This is a genomic window from Paenibacillus oceani, from assembly GCF_014705615.1.
GTDB classification, from domain to species: Bacteria; Bacillota; Bacilli; order Paenibacillales; family NBRC-103111; genus Paenibacillus_AB; species Paenibacillus_AB oceani.
In genome coordinates, this window is sequence record NZ_JACXJA010000003.1 from 137494 (window position 1) to 156591 (window position 19098).

Here is a 19098-nt window from a genome sequence, read left to right on the forward strand (position 1 = left end):
GGGGACGGGAATCGGGATCGGCGCGTCTGTCTCATTACACATGGGGAGGATGAGTGGGCATGAATCATACAGATGGGGATATGGAGGCGAGATCGCCGTGGTCCGGGCTGCAGGGAGTGGTGGAAGCGGAGCTTCATCCGCCTGTCGGGCCTGTCCATCAGCCGGAATGGATCGTCGCCGGCAGCAAAAGCGTCACGAACCGGGTGTTTCTTATGGCTGCCATGGCGGACGGGAGCTCGGTAATCGGCAATGCGCTGCGAAGCGACGATACGTACTGGTGTCTGGACGCTTTGCGCCGGCTTGGCGTAAAGGCGGATATAACCGGGGAGGACATCCGGATCGGGGGAACGGGAGGGGCGTGGCCTAACCGCAAGGCCGATTTGTATGCGGGAGCGGCGGGAACGGTCGCCCGTTTTTTGCCCGGCCTTCTGGCTGGCGATGAGGGCGGCCTGTGGCGGATGGAAGGCAGCCGTAGTCTTCGGGAACGGCCGATCGCGCCGCTCGTTACGGCACTGAGCGCGATGGGGGCGGAGATCCGGTACGCGGATGAAGAGGGCAAGCTTCCGATTGAGATTGCAGGGAAACGTCTGAGAGGAGGGGCGGTTTCCTTGTCCGGGTCCGTCTCCAGCCAATTTCTGAGCGGCGTGCTGGTAACGAGCCCTTATGCGGCTGAAGAGACCGAAATCGTCGTGCCGGACGGCATCGTGCAGCACGCTTATGTCCGCATTACGATCGAGCTTATGGAGCGTTTCGAGGTACCGGTAACGCACGGGGACCGCTTCGACCGCTTCGTGGTCCGGCCCCGGCGGTACAGAGGGCAGACGTTATCGATCGAAGCGGACGCCTCGACCGCTTGTTATCCGCTGGCCTTTGCCGCCCTGACCGGAGGTTATATCCGGATCGCCAATCTCGATCCCCGTACCCGCCAGCCGGATATTGGCTTTGCCGAACTGCTTCGGCGGATGGGCTGCCGGGTCGGCCTGGACGGCGGAGCGGTGGAACTCTGGGGCGCTCCGCGTCTGCGCGGCGGATTCGAGATCAGCATGAAGGAGATGTCCGATCAGGCGATAACGCTGGCTGCGATCGCGCCGTTTGCCGATGCGCCGATCACGATTACCGGCGTCGCTCATATCCGGACTCACGAATGCGACCGGATCGCGGCGATCTGCGAATCGCTCGGCAAGCTGGGCATCCGGGTCGACGAGCGCGAAGACGGCATGACGATTCATCCGGGAATTCCGTCTGCGGCCGTACTTCCGACGTACGACGACCACCGGGTGGCGATGTCGCTCGCTTTGATCGGCGCCAGGGTGCCGGGCATCCGGCTGCTCGATCCGGGCTGCGTGTCCAAGACGTGCCCGACGTTTTTTGACGATATGAGCCGTCTGGGGCTGCAGGTCCGTCTCCATTCCGTATGATAAACCGCCTGTCACCGGGGAGCTTGTCCTTTCACCGGTGAGGGCGGGCTGCATATACAAAAAGCATAGGAAACTGGCAAACTTGGTGGGCGGGCTGCGCAGCAGCGAAGAGGGAAGGTTTCCAGGGAGACGGGGGAGCCGGCTTGCCGCTCAAGCGTGAAACTCCCGGCACGGTGCTCGGCGTCACATGAAGGGGGTCAGCCCCATGGCTGTGGTATGCCTCATACATGCATCGATGCACGGATGAGTCTTTCGCCGGAACGGCGGACACCGGAAGAGCAGCGCTCTCCCGGTGTCCGGGTTCGGCATGGCTCGGCAGTTCGCGCGGAGACCGGAGGACGGCCTGCCGCTTTTTGCCGGGAACGTGTCAGGGCTGTCCGGTGCGCTCCGATTCGAGCAAATATTTGGCGTAACCAATCGGGTTGGAATACGTCATCTGAAACATATCCGGCATATTGCCTTTTTGAAAGCTGTACCTCAAATCCCGCCCATTGCATTCAATGAACATGGGATAACCGAACTCCGTCAAGCCGACGTCGAGGCCGATATCCGCCAGATGGGTCAGATGCTCGCTCAACTGCCTTGCGACACGGATCGAGAAGTCGCACAGATCGCGCTGAACGATGCCGGGGTTCAATTGCGGATACGGCTCCAGCACCTCATTCAGCGTACGGACGACTCCGCCTTGCGCTACATTGGTGCGGAAGGCGCCTAATTTGGCGACTTTGGCGGCAATGCCGCTTACTTGCCACTCCCCGGTTTCGCCTCGCTGCACGGTTACGCGCAGGTCGAACGGTTTGCCGTGGTAGGTGGCAAGCGGCAGCAACTGCTGGACGAGATAAGGCCGCGCCTTCAGCTTGCGCCGGGCAATCGCTGGCAGCCGCTGCTTGAAGGCAATCGCCTTGCCGCTGCGGGTGGCGCCGTGGAGCAGCCAGCCGTGTGCGGTACGCTCCAGCTTCATAATGCCCATGCCGATGCTGCTGCTGTTCGGCTTCAGGATAAGCAGCGGATACGCCGCCATCATTTCTTTGATCACGGCCGGGGTCGCTTCGCGGGTCACCGGCAAGTGCGGACGGAGAGACGGGGACATCATGAGCAGTTGGTGAATATATCCTTTTCCGTAACGGTTCCACTCGTTAAATATGAGCTTGCCGTCCTGAACGAGCTCCTGGATCGCGCGTTTCGGACGTTTCTTCGTGTACAGCGTCCGGTTGTGAATGACGTTCGGAACCGGGATCGTGATCCGTTTGTATCCGGTCTGCGTATTCACATAAGCGCTGACGACAGGCTGTCCGGGACGAATGTCCCTCAGCCGGAAATAGCAAGGCGTAACTCCGTGAAGCCTGCCGGCCTGTTCGTAATGGGGAAGCGATTCATGATACATGCGTCCGCTGGGTATGCGCCGGTACCATGCATCGCCCACAAGTATGCCCACAAAGGGTTTGTTCATGGCTGCTCCTTCACCTCCCGTAATACCGTATGCTTCCGGAAGGCCTGCGGTCTGGACGAGTGCTGTGCCGGGCGGAACTTTTTGTACGCGAACGCCTTGTCCGCGCTTTCTTGTTGTGCTGGCCAGGCGCTCGTGCGGCGTTCCCACCGCGATTGCATCGCAATTGCACTGCAATTGTCCCGTGATTGCATCTTGTTCATCCTGCGTTTCGCCTCTAGCGTATGCCGATGCGTCGGAGACGCGCTTGACGTTCGGCTATAATGCGGCGCACCCGGCTTCGGCGGGGATGTATATTTGGTCGAAGCTTCCATACACTAATCGGGCTTGGACCAATTCGAAAGGAAGTGGACCCTATGAGCCGCAATCAGGCGAACAACAACGGCAAGCGGAGCCAGCCGGGCAACAAGAGAGACTCCGAGACGGCGCAAGCGGGAACGTCGAAAGAGAAGTAAGGTTGTATGGCTGTACGAGATGTATGCGAGGGTTATGTTTCGGGAAATGCCTGCTTAGCGGCAGGCATTTGCTCGTTGAGGTCCTTATTTGCAGAGAAAGCCTGCTCCAATGAAGAGAAATGTAAGCGTTTACCCATTTTGGCACCGATGACCGGCAGTAATTTGCCTCCGTCCATTTATCGGTCAAGACCCCGTAAAATCCGATCCAGACCTCACGGCTGTGGGGGCTGCTGCTTATCCGACTTGAAACGCCGCTGTTGCCCATGCATATTCGGGATCTTCCTGCGCCCCGTCCTTGTAAGTGGCAATCAAAGCCCACCTGTCCTTGCCTGAGCTATTGGGATAGGAAGCATGATACAACAAATCGTGAAAAATGATCGCATCCCCCCGGAGTGCCGCCAGATCGACAATGTCTTGAGCGGAGATATCCGCATCATCAAGCCGATTTTGAAAGCCGAGCCCGTCCGTTGTATCGCCGCCGTGGCGAGCCGCGCCCAGCAGGTGCGAACCGGGAACGACTCTTAGGCAGCCGTTCTCCGGTGAAGCGTCGTCGAGCGCAATCCATACGGATATTTTATGGCTCCCTTTCCAATAAGGATAATCTTGATGCCAAGGCGAGCCGAAGTCGACGGAAGCGTTTTTGAATACGAGCTTGTCGTTCATAAATATGACTTGCTCCCCGATAATTTGCTTCAATGCGGCGACCAGCACCGGATGGGCAACCGCTTGTTTGAAAATCGGGCTGGCAGCGGTCATTCCTAGATATACGCCTTCCTTGCGTACGTCCCTTTGCTGCAGAATACCGCGTGCCGTTTCTTTATACAGGTCCACTTCTTCTTCCGTAAATAATCCTTTAATCACATAATAACCGGTTCGTTCGAATTGTTCTTTGGCAAGTCCCGTCATGACGGACCTCCTCCTTCATGTGACAGTCAGATTTGTATTTGCTGTCTTATCACCAAGTTAACCCGATATCGGGCAATAAAAAAATGCACGGAATCCGATATTTTGTGTCCTGTTCCGCACTTCATGACCGGATAGCCTGCCCGAATCAAATGCGTGCACAAAATCCCGTTTTTCCTGCCTTTTAAAGACGGGCACAACTTGGTATAGTACGATTGACAATTTACAGGGAAGGGGGCGTAAACTATGCCGCCTGATTGGATTCATTCCGCATTCGAATTCGGAGCGATCCGGCTCGTAACGTCCGGCGATTTTGTCGTGAAACCGGGTTGGGTGTACGGTCCGGTCTGTCATCGGAATTATCAAATCGTCTACTTTCCGGCAGGTTCCGAAACCCGGTACGTATGGGCGGACAAATCGATCGTATTGAACAAGCCATGCGTCATCATTACGCCGCCCGGCGAAACGCACAGCTACGAATTTGACAAATCCCAGCCCGTCCGCCATCTCTTCATCACATTTTATGGGGATGACGGGGCCGTTGAATATCCGAAGTTGCCGAAGCTAAACGAATCCGTCTGCCTGAATTCTGTAGAAGAGACGTTCGTGCCGCATTTAATCAAGCAGATCCTTTTCTTGGCGCACAAGAAAGTATACCTGTGGGAAGAGAGGTGCAAGCTGCTGCTCGTTTCTGCATTGGCGGAGCTGGAAGGCTTAAAGGGCATGCGTCCAGCCGGATCGGCGGCCATCTCCGACACGAAAAACTCATGGCCCGTATTGAAGGCGCTGGACTATATTGACCGGAATTTGAAGGAGACGATTACGATCGCACAGCTTGCTCGCGAAGCAGGATGGAGCCACGAGCATTTCACCCGCAAATTTGTCCAATACATGGGGATGACTCCGCAGAAAGCGATCGTCAAGCGGAGAATCGATCGGGCCTGTCAGCTGCTCGTTTATGAGAAGTGGAACATTTCCGAGATAGCTTATGCCGTCGGTTTTCAAAACGTCCATTACTTTTACCGGACTTTTATGAAGGTAACGGGGATGACGGCTACGCAGTATCGCAAAATATTTTCATCGCCTCATCTGAAGCATTTGGCGCCGGTTACCGGTTTGGAAGCTTCCTATCCGTTAAATCAATACTTCCGCTATTCCTGACCGCATCTTCTGTCCAATATTCCGGCAATGTGGTATGATTTTATATAAATGAAATAGTTATATCACATGAAGGGTAAAAGTGAAACGATATGATGCACAACTCGAAACAGAAACAGAGCCGTACTACGTTCAAAGAAAGATTGGACCACATGGTCAAGACGCTGAGGCATGACATCGCTGCCGGCAAATACCAAATTGGCGAGTACCTTCCTTCGGAAGCAAATCTGGTCAACATGTTTTCCTTAAGCATCAATTCTGTGAGGAAAGGACTGAACCAATTAGTTGCGGAAGGGATCATCGTCAAAAAAAAGAAAGTGGGCAATATGGTGGTCAAGGCCCCGGGTTCGGAATGCGTGACGATTACGTTCGGGTATCATCTCAGTATGGATGGAATCGCCGACATCAGCTGCTTGATAAGCGAATTTGAAGCGAGGCACCCCCATATTAAAGTGGTTCCGGTTCAATTGTCGATTTTGAATTATAACGAGATCGTCAAAAATTATATGAACAACGATATGTTGGATGTCGTGACGATCAGGGAAACGGAACTGCAAACCTATGAGGAGCGGGGCGAGCTGGATTTGCTGGAGCCTTCGGAAGTTAACACCGGGGCATACCCGTTCTTGCTGGATACGTTTTCGCGCGAAGATGTTTTATACGCATGCCCGTTCGTGTTTTCCCCGGTGATTCTATGCTACAATCGCGAACATTTCTTGGGAAAAGATTTGCCAGAACCAGACAGCAGCTGGAGCTGGGACGACCTGATCCGCGTAACGTCGCAATTGTCCGAGCCGCCCGGACGATACGGGTTTTATTTCAATTATTTGTCCGAGCATCGCTGGCCGATATTTTTACTGCAAAGCGGAAAGCCGGATACGACGAGTTGGATAGATGCCGCTCGGCTATGTAAATCGATTCTTGCAAACCGACAGCTTTTTCCGCTGTATGCGGAAGAACATGATATAGATGCGATGTCTTTATTTCTGGAAGAAAAAGTGTCCGTCATTATGACGACTTACTTCAATTTGAACCTTTTGAAAAACGCGCGGTTTTCATTCGATATTGCCCCGCTTCCCCATCAAAACGAACAAAAAACGATGATGCTCGCGGTCGGGCTTGCCGTAAATCGATGGTCCAAGAAGAAAGCGGCGGCACAGGAGTTCGTTCATTTTTTGACTTCGGCGGAAGCGCAGCACCATATCCGCAAACGCACTCTGAGCATTCCCGGATTGAAAAAAGCGGCGGAGTGGACTGGAGAAGAAGACATATATCGTCCGTCCCGTTATACGATGTACCGGGAAATCATCCCGACATTCCGGACGCTTGCGGACTTGCGGCTGAGCGCGGACGAACTCCGTCAGCTGCAAAGGGAATTGAAGTTGTACTGGTCGGACATTGCAGACGAAGCGGCTTTGTCCGAATTCGTCGAACAAATGCTTTAAAATCCACGAGCAAGAGGCAACCAGAAAAACCGTCGGTTCGAATCGACGGTTATTTTTGCTTTCCGTTACACTCCAACTTCGTGCCGGATCATAAAGGATTATTTGTCACCTTGTGACAACCTCTTGATGTGAAATAGAAAATCATATTGACGAAAGTATCGGAATTGAATTACTATTTATGTGAAATAGAAATGAAATACATCTTGTGACTAAACATCATTTGCTGCACATAAGGGCTAAGTTCAGAGATGAGATGAAAAGGAGGTTATCGACAAAGTGAATCTGACGTTTTATTGCTCGGAGCAAAACGATTTATTCCGGTTGCTGATCGGGCAGGAAAGGCATTGTCCGCGCTTTGGCGAAATCGACGCCGCACTTGAGCATGCGCAGCCCGGAAGCGGCGTATTGCTGCTGGCCGACGCGTATCCGAAGGCGGAACTGGAGTTGGATGAGCGGCATTTGCGCCTCATTCGCGACAAGCGGCTGCGTGTTTATGCGGAATACCCTTCAAGCTTGCCTGGACTGGACATAGGCTCGCCCCGGCAAGCTTTATGGGAGAGAGGGGTTGTATCTTCCGAGCGATTCGCACCTGATGTGGAAGCGTTATCTATTTTGGCTATGCACGGTTGCTGGTTTCTTCCTGTCCGTAGTTCGGGGTTGACGCCGCATCTCGTACTGGCGCGGATCGCAGGTTACGACAAGGCCGTATTCGGGCTGCCGCCGGAAGAAGCGGGAGAGACGCATCCGCTTTTGTTCGATTTGCCGGGTACGAGCGTTTTGGCAGGGGCCAGCAAGCTGAGCCATTTCGTAACGGGCAGGTACGGACCGATGGCTGCGTGGCAGTCGATCTGGCACGGTATAATGGCCTGGCTCGACCCGGAGAACCCGGTGCCGCTGCTGCAGTGGAAGCCGGATGTCGCGGTCCGTTTCGGCAAGCAGGACGCGGTGCCCCCCTCATACGAATCGGATGCGCTGGAGCTGTCGTTTCGTTGGTTCGAGCAGCACGTGTTGTTCAGTACGGAAAAAGGTAAAGGAGCGATGAAAGGCTATGTGTCACACATCGACCATCAAGGCCGGCAGATGCGGCTCGTCTCCTCTCCCCGCGCCGATTGTGCCGCCGAAAGCGCAATGGTGTTCGCTTACGATGCGGTGTTGAACAGCAATCCCGCCTCACGGAAGACGGCCGAACAAATCATGAATTACGTCTGGTCCGCACCCGCCTTCCTGAATGATCGCAAGGACAGCCCGGCATATGGGCTTGCGAATTGGTACGACCGCGGTCCGATCTTCTACGGAGATGATAATGCGCGCGTGCTTCTCGCCGGGCTGGCTGTCAGCCGGCTGCTCGGCGACGAGCGGTGGGATGACCATTTGCTGCGCTGCTTGTTGGCCAATTGGCGAACAGCGGGCTCGAGCGGTTTCCGCAGAAACTTTTTACGGTATCCCGAATCGTTTCCGGATGGACGCGGATGGCAGCATTACAAGAGCGAGGACTTTATCAGCTGCGCTCCGCACTACCAGTCTTACTTATGGGCCTGCTATATTTGGGGGTACGCGTTAACCGGCTACGAGCCGCTGCTTGCGACAGCCAAACAAGCGATTCGGATCACGATGGACGCATACCCGGACGGCTGGACATGGACGAACGGGCTTACTCAGGAAATAGCCAGAATGCTGCTTCCGTTATCGTTTCTGGTAAGCGTCGAAGATACGCCCGAGCATCGAGGCTGGCTCGAGCGGATGAGCGGCGAGCTGCTGCGGCAGATGCAGCCGTGCGGCGCCATTGCGGAGAAGATCGGAGCGCTTGAGAACGGCAAGTATCCTCCGCCCCAATCCAACGAAGCTTACGGAACGGGAGAGGCTGCTCTTCTCCAGAACGACGGCGATCCGGTGTGCGATCTGCTGTATACGGCGAATTTCGCCTTTCTCGGTTTTCATGAAGCGGCGGAGGTCAATGAGCAGCTTAAGACGGCGGAAGATCGGCTGGCCGATTTTTTATGCCGGATTCAGTTAAGCTCCGACAAGCATCCGTATTTGCACGGCGCCTGGATGCGCAGCTTCGACTACCGTTTATGGGAATATTGGGGAAGCTCGGCCGATCTCGGCTGGGGAGCGTGGTGCGTGGAATCGGGCTGGACGAACGCCTGGATCGCGGCGGTGATGGCTATGCGGCAGACGGGACAACGACTGTTCGATTTGTCGGCGAAGGACCGGTGGCAGCGGCGGTTGCCCGCCTTGCTGGAAGAAATGGGTGTAGAGCAGGCGCTGTGAGCGATAGAAGGGGGAAACGATTTTGGCCGGAAAATACGGACTTCAAATCGTAATGCTTGGCGGAGTTCTAGCGCATACAGCTTTCAGCGGAGCGGGGACGATAAGCATCGCGGTGGAGGAGAGAATATGGTGGAACTGAAAATCGCGATACTGCCTGACCTGGTCGTACAACGAAAATTGTTTGACGCCACTCATCGCAAACAGCTCGAGTCGATTGGCGATGTTATCTATAATCGAACGGAAGGCAAGCCTTCTCCGGAAACGCTCAAAGATACTATCGCCGGGGCGGATCTGGCCGTAACGTCATGGGGCTGCACTCCATTAACAAAAGAGATATTGGACCGGGCTCCGCGCCTCCGGGCAGTCGTCCACGCGGCCGGCACGGTGAAGCCGGTCGTGACGCCGGAGCTATGGAGCCGGGGAATCCGGGTGGCCAGTTGCAACGATTCATTAGCCGTCGGCGTGGCGGAATCGGCGCTTGCCCTTACAATCGCTTCGCTGAAAAATATGTGGCGATTGTCGCAGATTACTCGCGAGGGGGGATGGGGACAAGGGAGAGAGCTCGTTCGCGAATTGTATGGGCTTACCGTCGGCGTCATCGGCGCGGGGAAAGCCGGGCGGCACTACATTCGGCTTCTGCGTCAATTTTCCGTCGACATCCTCGTCTACGATCCATTTAGTACGGCGGAGGAGATCGCCCGCACCGGAGCGGTGAAGGCCGAGCTGAACGAGCTGCTGGCGGCAAGCGATGTCGTATCGCTTCATGCTCCATCTATACCGTCGACGCATCATTTGATCAATCGCGAGCGGCTGCTGATGATGAAAGACGACGCGATCCTGATCAATACGGCGCGGGGGTCAATCGTGGACGAAGCGGCGCTGGTCGAACAATTGCAACAAGGCCGTTTATTCGCTTGTCTGGATGTCACGGCTCCCGAGCCTCCGGCGTCCGACCATCCGTTTCGCAGTCTGCCCAACTGCATAGTAACGCCGCATATCGCCGGCGCGGTCAATAACGGGATCAAGCGGTTAGGGCAATTCGCCGTAGAAGAGCTGGGACGGCTTGTAAGAGGAGCGCCGCTGCTCGGCGAAGTGAAACCCGAGCAATTGGAAACGATGGCTTGAAGAAGACGAATCCGACTCTGCCCGGCCGGTACATACGCCGGCCGGACGGAGAAAACGATAGGGGGAAACGAGTAAAATGAAAACGGTTACTTTAGTCCTGCTTTTCGTCGTGTTGCCCTTCACGATGCTGCTAGCGGCATGCGGCAACGGGACGGGAGGCGATACCGGGAACAAGGAGATCAGCGCGGAGAAGGAAGGGAAGGATACTCCGGAGCAACTGGCGAAGAAAGCGGCCGAAGATCAGGTGGAGCTCGTATTCGCCTCGTCCAGCGGGGCGACGGCGGAACAATTCATGGAGCAGCTGGGCGGCAACGAAATCCGCAAGAAGTTCCCGAACTATACAATCACATTCGTGAACGGCGCCGTGCAGAACTTGATCACGACCAACCAAACGATCGACATTTTCCTCAGCTCCGTCGGGCTCACTCCCGCTACGCTCCTGTCGTACGGCTTGCAGAGCGATATAAGCGATTTGATTAAAAAGTACAATTACAACTTGTCCCGGCTTGAGCCGTCAACCGTCGATATTCAGCGGGAGCTGGCAAACGGGGGAATTTACGGGCTTCCGGTGAATACGATCTCCGGCGCCTTGTTTTACAACAAAGATTTGTTCGATCGTTTTGGAACCGCTTACCCGAGAGACGGGATGACTTGGGACGAATTGTACGATCTCGCGAAGAAAATGACCCGCACGGAAGGCGGAGTCAACTATCGGGGCCTGACGTTCGCATTCCAGCACATGATGTTCTTAAACCAGTATTCCGCACCGCACCTCGATCCGAAAACGAATAAAGCGCTGTTTACACAGGACAACTTCGTGCGGGCGTTCGAAAACATGGCCAGATTTTATAAAATCCCCGGAAACGGCCTGCCCAATCATACCTTTTCGCTGCCGGACCAGCAAAATCCGTTCTTCAAGGAGCAGACGATCGCCATGCTGATGACGTTGAGCGGCGGTGGCGCGGGGTTCGGGAATATGAACTGGGACATGGTGCAATTGCCGTTCCTGCCGGATAAGTCAGGAATCGGGCCGCAGTCTTACCCCGCCTACTACTACATCACGAGCATGAGCAAAAAACGGGATGCCGCGTTCCAGGTGCTCGCCTACGTGACATCGGACGAGTTTCAAGAGTGGCAGGCCAAAGGCGGAACCCCTTCGATCTTGAAGGATCAAAGCAAGGTCATGCAAAACTTCGGAGTCAATCAACCGCTCTACAAAGGAAAAAATATGAAGGCGATCTTGCCCGCGAAGTTCGCGGCTCCAACGATGAAGACGAGGTATCAGGGCATCGCGGACAAAGAAGTGCTGACGGCTCTGGGCGAATACAGCGCAGGTAAAGATATCAACAGCGCATTGAGAGAAGCCGCCGAACGGGCAGACAAGTTAATTGCCGCAGAAGTAGGCAAATAAATTCGAGCCTTTGTGTGAGGAAAAAGGCGATTGCGGCAGCCCTAAACTTGTACAAATTGAAATGACCCCCGCAGGCGTATGATTTCATTGATCAAGGAGGAGTCGACCTATGAAACAAAACGAATCCGAAGTGAAAATCAGCAGGAGAAAATTGCTCGGTGCGGCAAGCACCGCTGCGGTTACAGGGTTAATGTTCGGCAGCGGCGTAGGATTTGCCCGGCAGGGAAGCGGCGTGACCGCAAGCGTCTATGGGAATGCGTCCGGCGACTGTTGTCCTTATCCGAACGCAATCCTTGTAACCTGTTTCGGGGCGACAGGCGACGGCCTGGCGGATGACACGGCGGCGATTCAATCGGCGATCGACGCTGCCGCAGCAGGCTCGACCGTTTATTTCCCGAGTGGTACGTATATAGTCACGTCTTTGACGATCGGCAAGTCAATCCGTTTCCTCAGCTACGATAGCGCGACAATCAAGTTTAAGAATTCGCTCGGACAAAGAACCGTCATGTTCGATATCCAAACAAACGGAATCGATGTTTCTTTCGAAAACATGATTTTCGACGGGAATAAGGATAATCAAATTGCGCCGGATCAACTGAATCGGCTGTATTATCGCATCGTATACTGGTCGGCCCGGGATCGTGCTTACGTCAACGACAAGTCTTTTCTTTCCATACGGAAGTGCAAGTTTTTAAATACGCCTTCGAATGCCATCTTTTTAATCGGTTATGACGATGCGGACAAAGCGGACGTCGATCAATCGTTGCTTATCAAGATCGAAGACAACTATTTCGAGAAAGGATACGAAAACGCCCCGGGCCATTTGGACACTAGCGTGATTGCCATCAGCGGCAACTGCAACGGCATCGTATCGGATAACACGTTTATTAAAAACGAGCCCATTTCGATGTATGGACTCGGGGCTATTACGATCACTACGGCGGACATCGCGGTCGAGGTATTTTCCAGTCTGGTCATTCGCAATAATCTGTTTCAACATTACGGCCGGCAAACGACGACGGGAGTCGGACCGATCGGCGTAATCGATTTTTATGCATCCTGCGAAAATCTGCTTATTGACGGAAATCGTTTCGTTGACTCCTACTATGCCGCGATCAAGGGGAAAACCAATTCGCGGAATTGCATCGTCACGAATAATTGTATTGAAGGCGTCCTCATCAATGAGAAATCCATAATCAAATCGTTCGGCATATCGATTGGAAGAGGGACGTACTTCGGAATATACGACAAATACACTGTATCTAACAATATAATCAAAAAGATTTACGGGAACGGGATTGAGGTTATCGGTTCCAATGCGGCCTTCTCTCCGGCCCCGGTCGGAAAAATAAAAGATGTCCTGGTGACGGGGAATTCCGTAGAGGTGATTGCAGAGCCGGGAACCGCGTCTTACGGCGTGCTGGTCCAGCATTTCGAAAATGCGGTTATATCGCATAATATTCTCAAGAATAATGATCGTGCGATCTATTGCAATGATTGCAAGGTCGGCGCCGTCATTACGAATAACGAATTGTTCGATACAAAAAAAATATTTATTATTTTCCAAGGCTTTAATAACGGAGAGACCGGATATCCGGATTATAACGCCGATCTTATCGTCTCGAACAATCTGATGCGTACGACGATCGAACCGGATAACTTGAAATTTTGGTGTTTCTATTTCGAGAAGTTGAGCAATGTTGCTTCAACGGGTAATGTCGTTCGAATTTCGGGACCGACTGCAGCGGAAAATTTTATGCGGACGGGCGCCCATATATTAGGGAATCTGTCCGTTCATCAAAATCTGGTGCAGGGAGCCGTATCCGCCTATTTTGCGGTTATATCCGGAGCTGTGACGCAAACGCAAAATCTTCATAACGGAGTTATCGTCCATTAATAGCTAAACCAATTCTTGCACTTCGGTCCGATCCTGGCGAATATCGCCCACTCATTGTTTTCTAGTGCATCCGGCGGCGTGATGGTAAGATGTAGCTATTCGCTATATTACAGCCGGAGGTTCTGCACATGGCAAGGTTTTGGAAAAGCGAGAATAGGAAAAGTCGAAGCTGGCGTCTAACGGCAGCTCTCCTGCTGACAGGATTGCTGGCCGCATATATTGCCGGCTGCGGCCCGGAATCCGCGAAGAAAGGCGGCGCGGGCGGCGAGCCGGCCAAGCAGCAGACCGAACTGCTCATATCAGCGGCGGCCAGCCTGACCGATGCGCTGAACGAGCTTAAGAACGTGTATGAACGCAGCCATCCTGCGGTCAAGCTGACGTTTAATTTCGGCGCTTCCGGAGCGCTTCAGCAGCAGATCGAACAGGGGGCGCCGGCGGATCTGTTTCTGTCTGCGGCTGTGAAAAACATGCAGACGCTGCTCGATAAACAGTTGATCGACGAGAATGACCAGCAGGCGATATTGCGCAATGAGCTGGTGGTCGTCGTGCCGAAAGACGACAAAGGGGAGTGGCGTGCCGCAGCCGATCTCGCGGCGTCCAAGATCAAACGGATCGCCGTCGGCATTCCCGAAAGCGTGCCGGCGGGAAGCTACGCCAAGGAAGCGCTCACCGCCGCGAAGCTGTGGGAGGTGCTGGAGCCGAAGCTCGTTCAGGCCAAGGATGTGCGCCAGGTGCTCTCCTATGTCGAGACCGGCAATGCTGACGCGGGCTTCGTCTACAAAACGGACGCGATGTCCTCGCAGAAGGTGAAGGTCGCCTTCACCGTCGATCCCTCGACCTATACGCCTGCCCTGTATCCGGCAGGAGTCGTCAAAACAACCCGGCATCCGGAGCTGAGCCGGGAGCTGTTCCGGTTTTTGCAGACGAAGGAAGCGGCTGACATTTTCAGCAAATACGGATTCAGTCCAGCCGCCCCCGGAACATGAGCGGTCTATCGCAGGAGCAGTTTCTCGCACCGATCGTCCTGTCGCTGCAAGTGTCGCTTCTATCCAGCGTTTTCGTATTTTTCACAGCGGTCGCGGTTGCGAAGGGGATGAGCCGTGCCCGTTTCCCCGGCAAAACGGTAGTGGAGACGCTGCTTCTGCTGCCTCTGGTGCTTCCGCCCACTGTTGTCGGATTCGTGCTGCTTCTCGGTCTGGGGCGAAGAAGCTGGCTCGGTCGCATGGCGGAATGGCTGTTCGATCAGACGATCGTATTCACCTGGCAGGCGGCTGTCATCGCCGCTTGCGTCGTAGCGTTTCCGCTCGTCTATCAGACGATGAAAACCGGCTTCGCCTCGGTCGATCCGGATCTGGAGGATGCGGCGCGTTCGATGGGCGGCGGAGAATGGCAGGTATTCCGGTACATCACGCTGCCGCTTGCCCGGCGCGCCCTGGTGACCGCCTTCGTGCTCGGCTTTGCCCGCGGGCTCGGGGAGTTCGGGGCGACGCTGATGATTGCGGGCAATATCCCCGGACGGACACAGACGGTTCCGACGGCCATCTATGTAGCGGTCGAGAGCGGCAATATGACGCTGGCCTGGCTGTGGACCGGCTCGATTATCGTTATTTCGTATGCGCTGCTTTTGTTCGTCTCCTGGAAAAAGGACGGATGAAGCGGCTGTCTGGACAGCAAACCGATTGGCGGAAGCGTTTATCCGCCGGTCGGTTTTTTGCGGTTAGGCAAGAAAGGACGGGGAGAGCCCGTTTCCCCGATGTCAGCCCGCGAAATGTCTGCATATAGTATAGAATCCGATAGGCGGGTACCCCGCCTGGTTCGGCCGCACCATCAGTCCGGCAGGAGGGATGCCATTTGCCGTCGCTCCGAATTATCGTCGATTTGTCCGACCGGAAGCTTCATCTTCTGGAGAACGATATCGTCATACGCACGTATCCCGTCGGGATCGGGAAGATGCTGACAACCACTCCCACCGGTGAATACAAGATAATCAACAAGGAGCCTAATCCGGGCGGCCCTTACGGCGCTTATTGGCTGGGGCTTTCCCGCAAACATTACGGTATCCACGGAACGAACGATCCTTCCTCCATAGGCGGCCAAGTGTCGAAGGGCTGCATCCGCATGTACAACCGGGACGTTCTCGAGCTGACCCGCCAAGTAGGCGTCGGGACGCCCGTTACGATTCGTGCTTAACGCTGCCCGCGGCCGCACGACCGTAAGTTCGATCGTATTCCAAATCAGCTGTACGGAACATCCCCGTACGTGCAATCGCAGAAGGAGGTGGGGGACGTGTCCCGGTTACGCGTCGCGATCGTTACACCCGGATCATTCGTCATCCCGTCAGGCAAGAGCAGCTCGGTCGAGCTTACTGTCATGCAGATCGGAGAACGCCTGAAGCAGCAGTCGGACGTTTGGATATTCGGCAAAAAAATGGGGAGGCGGCCGGCCCGCGAGACGATCCAGGAGATTCGTTTCGTACGTACAGCAGCCAAACCGTATATCCGTCACATTTGCCTGGCGCTGAAGCGCGAGCAGCCGGACGTCATTCAGGTGGAAAACCGGCCGAGGTATGCGAAATACGTAAAGCGGCTGTTCCCGCAAAAACCTGTCGTCCTGTCGCTTCATTCCACCGTTTTTATTTCCAGACCGCATATCAGCTTGCCGTCGCTGCGAGCCTGCCTGGGAGCTGTGGATGCGATCGTGGTGAACAGCCAGTTTCTCAAAGACAAGGTCGCCGCCATGGACCCGTCCTCGGACTCGAAAATAGTCGTGAACCATCTGGGAGTCGATACCGGCCGGTTCGTCTCCAAGTGGGCCGACGGGGAGCGCGGCAAACGGGAGGAGATGCTGGAGAAGCTCGGATTGGCAGGAAAAAAAATCGTGCTGTATGTCGGCCGCTTCATTCCTAAAAAAGGCGTCCATCATCTGCTCGCGGCCATGCCCGCCATTACCGCACTCGAGCCGGATGCGGTTTTGCTGCTCGTCGGCGGAGCTTATTACGGCTCCAACCGGAAGACGGCGTATGTGCGCAAGCTTCACAAGATGGCGTCGATCGTCAAATCGAACGTCCGCTTCGTCCCGTTCGTGCCGCATGGCGAAATCGCCGACTGGTTCCGGCTGGCTGACGTCGTCGTCGTTCCTTCCGCCAGGCAGGAGGCGTTCGGGCTTGTCAACGTAGAAGCGATGGCGTCCGGAGTGCCGGTTGTCGCCACCGCCGTCGGCGGCATGACCGAGATTATCCAGCACGAGCAATCCGGACTTCTCGTTACGTCTGCCCATATCTCGGTAGGACTGGCGGAGAGTATCTGTTCGGTGCTCGCCGATCCCGGTTATGCGCAAAAGCTGGGCGAGAACGGCCTGAGCCGCGTACGCGAACGGTTCACATGGGAGCATTCGGCCAACCGGCTGCTCGAGCTGTACCGGAAGCTGGACGGCGGCATGGCCTGGTCCAAGGAAGCATTATTCCAAATCGCGAGCAAATAGAACGCTTGGTTGTCCACATTGAATCGACAGCCTCGCTGTGTCCGTAACAGCTTTTGATCTCCGCCGAAGAATTTAAGTTTTTACCGTGCTAAAGTGAATGTATGGGTTTCCTTCCTTGGCGTTAGAGAACGTATACTCAGGTCCGAAGACTAACGAATCGTATTGTGCTTGTCGCTGCAAAACGACGTTATTCCAGACGTAACGAATCCGGGGATCGTTATTGAACCGAAAGTGGAACAAAAACGATCCCATATGCGGGAATAACGATACATGAGTTCGTTACAAATTCAAACGCCCGCATTCGGCTCGGATAACAGTTGCTGGGTTCGTTAGCGATACCGCCGCAAAAAGACAACACGACCTGAAGTCGAGCGGCTGGGAGCGAAGGTACCATTCCCTTTCACGCGTTAGCGTATCGGTTTGCACGTCAAAGGACCGTCAGGTTGATTTCCCCTGACGGTTTTCTTTGTCGGAGTATCCTGCTTCTGAACTGGAAATTGTGCTTTGCTTGTACATGAAGCGGGACTAACTAGCAGAACGAGGTCGTGTGAGCTCTCACAACTCATAGAGTGCCGTATGCATCATCAAGAATGCCGCCCAGAGCATTGATGGCTAATAGGGGGATTTGATTGCCGAGGAAGATAGAGGTAGCGGAAGTTGGAGTTCCTCTAAGACTACGATGGAGAGGTAAATCGGTCGATAGAGGAAGATTCGTTTCCGCTAATCTCTTGATTTGACGAGAATTAGCCCAATTAGGTGCAAATAGCGGCAGCAATTGTTCCGCTAACCCCCCACGGACGGCTGCATACGCGAAATATCGGAAGTAAAACTTCCGCTTGCATAGCTGGTTCGCCGGGAGAGCCCGGCGCCGAGCCCGCCGAACCAACATCCCAAGCAAGAAGCCCCGCCGCCCCCGCCGTTGCAGCTTTCTACTCGAAAACCCCCGCTGCCGCCCTCCGCCGAAGCAGTACCCCGCGCCGGAAGCCCTGGCAGCCGCGTACTTTACTTACAGTTTCTCCAGCTCCTTCAGCACAATCTCCCGGCGTTCCTGAATGTAGCTGCGGAATATGTCCGGCTCGGAGGCGAAGGTCCGGTAGGGCCACTTCCGGTTGCTGTCGCGATACATATAGGAGGAGATGCGTTGATGCATATTTTCGACGACCGGCATAATCCGGGATGTTGTAAAGGCGGTGCTCACCAGCTGTTCGAGCAGCTCGCGGTACCGGCTGCGAACGTGCTTTTGTTCGAGCAGCGCTTCGGTCAACTGATTGTAGCCCGTGATCCGCACCAGATGGGCGGAGCAGCGCTCTCCGTAACAATTCCTCCCCCAAGTCCCTTCGTAGTCCCACGGAATGATGCGATATTTGCCGGTGGGCGCATGTTCGTACAAGGCATAGTTTTGGTCAAAGCCGTCATAATTGCCTGTCAACACGGCACCGGCGAGCCAGCGCAAGTAATTGTCGGAATCCAGCCTGCGCTTCAGATACGCCGGGCGGCTTTTCTGGAGCTTGTTGACGTTGTGCACGAACCGTTTCAGTTTCGTACGGTCGGCGTCGGAGCCGATGACGAGCCGGTATCCTTCGAACAGCGTGCGCTTCCTCTTGCGGGTGTCCGGACTGACCAGGGAGAAGTTGGCGCTGTCGTTGTCGGCGTACATGAGCGAGCGGACCTTGATTTTCCTGCGCCGGAAAAACTTGCGGTTAACCGCTTCGATCAGCAGGTAGACGCCTTCGTTAACACCGTTTATATATAGCTCGCAGTGGCGGGTTAACGGGCTCGGCACCCCGATCGTTTGAAAAAAATGAAAAGACATTGCGTTGCGCATCATCGAAGGATCGTCATATTCGGCATTAAAATGATACGTAATATCGCCGATCCGAACCTCGTACGATTTTTTCGGGTAGTTGCGCGTATGTCCGCCGCGATACCGGATACGGACCGCAAACGGCTTCCCATTGAAATGAAGGCGGGCGTTAACGAAGGTGCCGTCCCATATATGTTTCTTCATCATTTTCGTTTCGTAAGCGCCTAGGTCGAACTTGTACACGGGCAATGCCATAACATCCGGTCCGCCTTTCCTGATAAGCA

The 19098-nt window shown here is 54.8% G+C and carries 15 protein-coding genes; 11 read left to right on the plus strand and 4 right to left on the minus strand.

Annotated elements, in window-relative coordinates:
• Positions 1-59: 59 nt before the first annotated feature.
• Positions 60-1418, plus strand: coding sequence for a 3-phosphoshikimate 1-carboxyvinyltransferase (gene aroA / locus IDH45_RS02435; RefSeq protein ID WP_223836319.1), 1359 nt, complete (start codon positions 60-62; stop codon positions 1416-1418).
• A gap of 367 nt (positions 1419-1785) precedes the next feature.
• Here the strand turns inward: aroA and IDH45_RS02440 are convergent, their stop codons facing one another.
• From IDH45_RS02440 to IDH45_RS02450, 3 genes are all read right to left on the minus strand, one after another.
• Positions 1786-2868: a YheC/YheD family endospore coat-associated protein gene (locus IDH45_RS02440; RefSeq protein WP_190924324.1), complete on the minus strand. Its 1083-nt coding sequence runs from the start codon at positions 2866-2868 to the stop codon at positions 1786-1788.
• 484 nt (positions 2869-3352) lie between these two features.
• Positions 3353-3496 carry a hypothetical protein gene (locus IDH45_RS02445; protein ID WP_190924326.1) on the minus strand — a complete coding sequence of 48 codons (144 nt, stop codon included), beginning with the start codon at positions 3494-3496 and terminating at the stop codon, positions 3353-3355.
• A gap of 58 nt (positions 3497-3554) precedes the next feature.
• Positions 3555-4226 carry a phytanoyl-CoA dioxygenase family protein gene (locus IDH45_RS02450; protein ID WP_190924327.1) on the minus strand — a complete coding sequence of 224 codons (672 nt, stop codon included), beginning with the start codon at positions 4224-4226 and terminating at the stop codon, positions 3555-3557.
• Positions 4227-4469: 243 nt separating this feature from the next.
• On the opposite strand from IDH45_RS02450, the gene IDH45_RS02455 reads away from it, so the two are divergent.
• The 10 genes from IDH45_RS02455 to IDH45_RS02500 all read left to right on the plus strand — a co-directional run bounded on the left by IDH45_RS02455 (position 4470) and on the right by IDH45_RS02500 (position 17010).
• Positions 4470-5384 carry an AraC family transcriptional regulator gene (locus IDH45_RS02455; RefSeq protein WP_190924329.1) on the plus strand — a complete coding sequence of 305 codons (915 nt, stop codon included), beginning with the start codon at positions 4470-4472 and terminating at the stop codon, positions 5382-5384.
• Between the two features lie 89 nt (positions 5385-5473).
• On the plus strand, positions 5474-6826 hold the full coding sequence (locus IDH45_RS02460; RefSeq protein WP_223836320.1) for an extracellular solute-binding protein: 1353 nt from the start codon (positions 5474-5476) through the stop codon (positions 6824-6826).
• A gap of 276 nt (positions 6827-7102) precedes the next feature.
• Positions 7103-9097, plus strand: a complete 1995-nt coding sequence (locus IDH45_RS02465; protein ID WP_190924331.1) for a hypothetical protein — start codon at positions 7103-7105, stop codon at positions 9095-9097.
• A 126-nt stretch (positions 9098-9223) separates the two neighbouring features.
• A complete protein-coding gene (locus IDH45_RS02470; protein WP_190924333.1) occupies positions 9224-10222 on the plus strand; it encodes a hydroxyacid dehydrogenase in 999 nt (332 codons plus the stop codon).
• 76 nt (positions 10223-10298) lie between these two features.
• Positions 10299-11633: an ABC transporter substrate-binding protein gene (locus IDH45_RS02475; protein WP_190924335.1), complete on the plus strand. Its 1335-nt coding sequence runs from the start codon at positions 10299-10301 to the stop codon at positions 11631-11633.
• Positions 11634-11742: 109 nt separating this feature from the next.
• Positions 11743-13530 carry a glycosyl hydrolase family 28-related protein gene (locus IDH45_RS02480; RefSeq protein ID WP_190924337.1) on the plus strand — a complete coding sequence of 596 codons (1788 nt, stop codon included), beginning with the start codon at positions 11743-11745 and terminating at the stop codon, positions 13528-13530.
• 128 nt (positions 13531-13658) lie between these two features.
• Positions 13659-14516 (plus strand): molybdate ABC transporter substrate-binding protein, encoded by an 858-nt coding sequence (gene modA, locus IDH45_RS02485; protein ID WP_190924339.1) that lies wholly within the window; start codon positions 13659-13661, stop codon positions 14514-14516.
• Positions 14513-15184 carry a molybdate ABC transporter permease subunit gene (modB, locus tag IDH45_RS02490; protein WP_190924341.1) on the plus strand — a complete coding sequence of 224 codons (672 nt, stop codon included), beginning with the start codon at positions 14513-14515 and terminating at the stop codon, positions 15182-15184. Before modA ends, modB begins: the two co-directional genes overlap by 4 nt.
• 197 nt (positions 15185-15381) lie before the next feature.
• Positions 15382-15720 (plus strand): L,D-transpeptidase, encoded by a 339-nt coding sequence (locus tag IDH45_RS02495; protein WP_190924343.1) that lies wholly within the window; start codon positions 15382-15384, stop codon positions 15718-15720.
• A 96-nt stretch (positions 15721-15816) separates the two neighbouring features.
• A complete protein-coding gene (locus IDH45_RS02500) occupies positions 15817-17010 on the plus strand; it encodes a glycosyltransferase family 4 protein (protein ID WP_317891126.1) in 1194 nt (397 codons plus the stop codon).
• Positions 17011-18016: 1006 nt separating this feature from the next.
• Here the strand turns inward: IDH45_RS02500 and IDH45_RS02505 are convergent.
• Complete coding sequence (locus tag IDH45_RS02505; protein WP_190924345.1) at positions 18017-19069, minus strand: CotH kinase family protein; 1053 nt, start codon at positions 19067-19069, stop codon at positions 18017-18019.
• Positions 19070-19098: the final 29 nt, after the last annotated feature.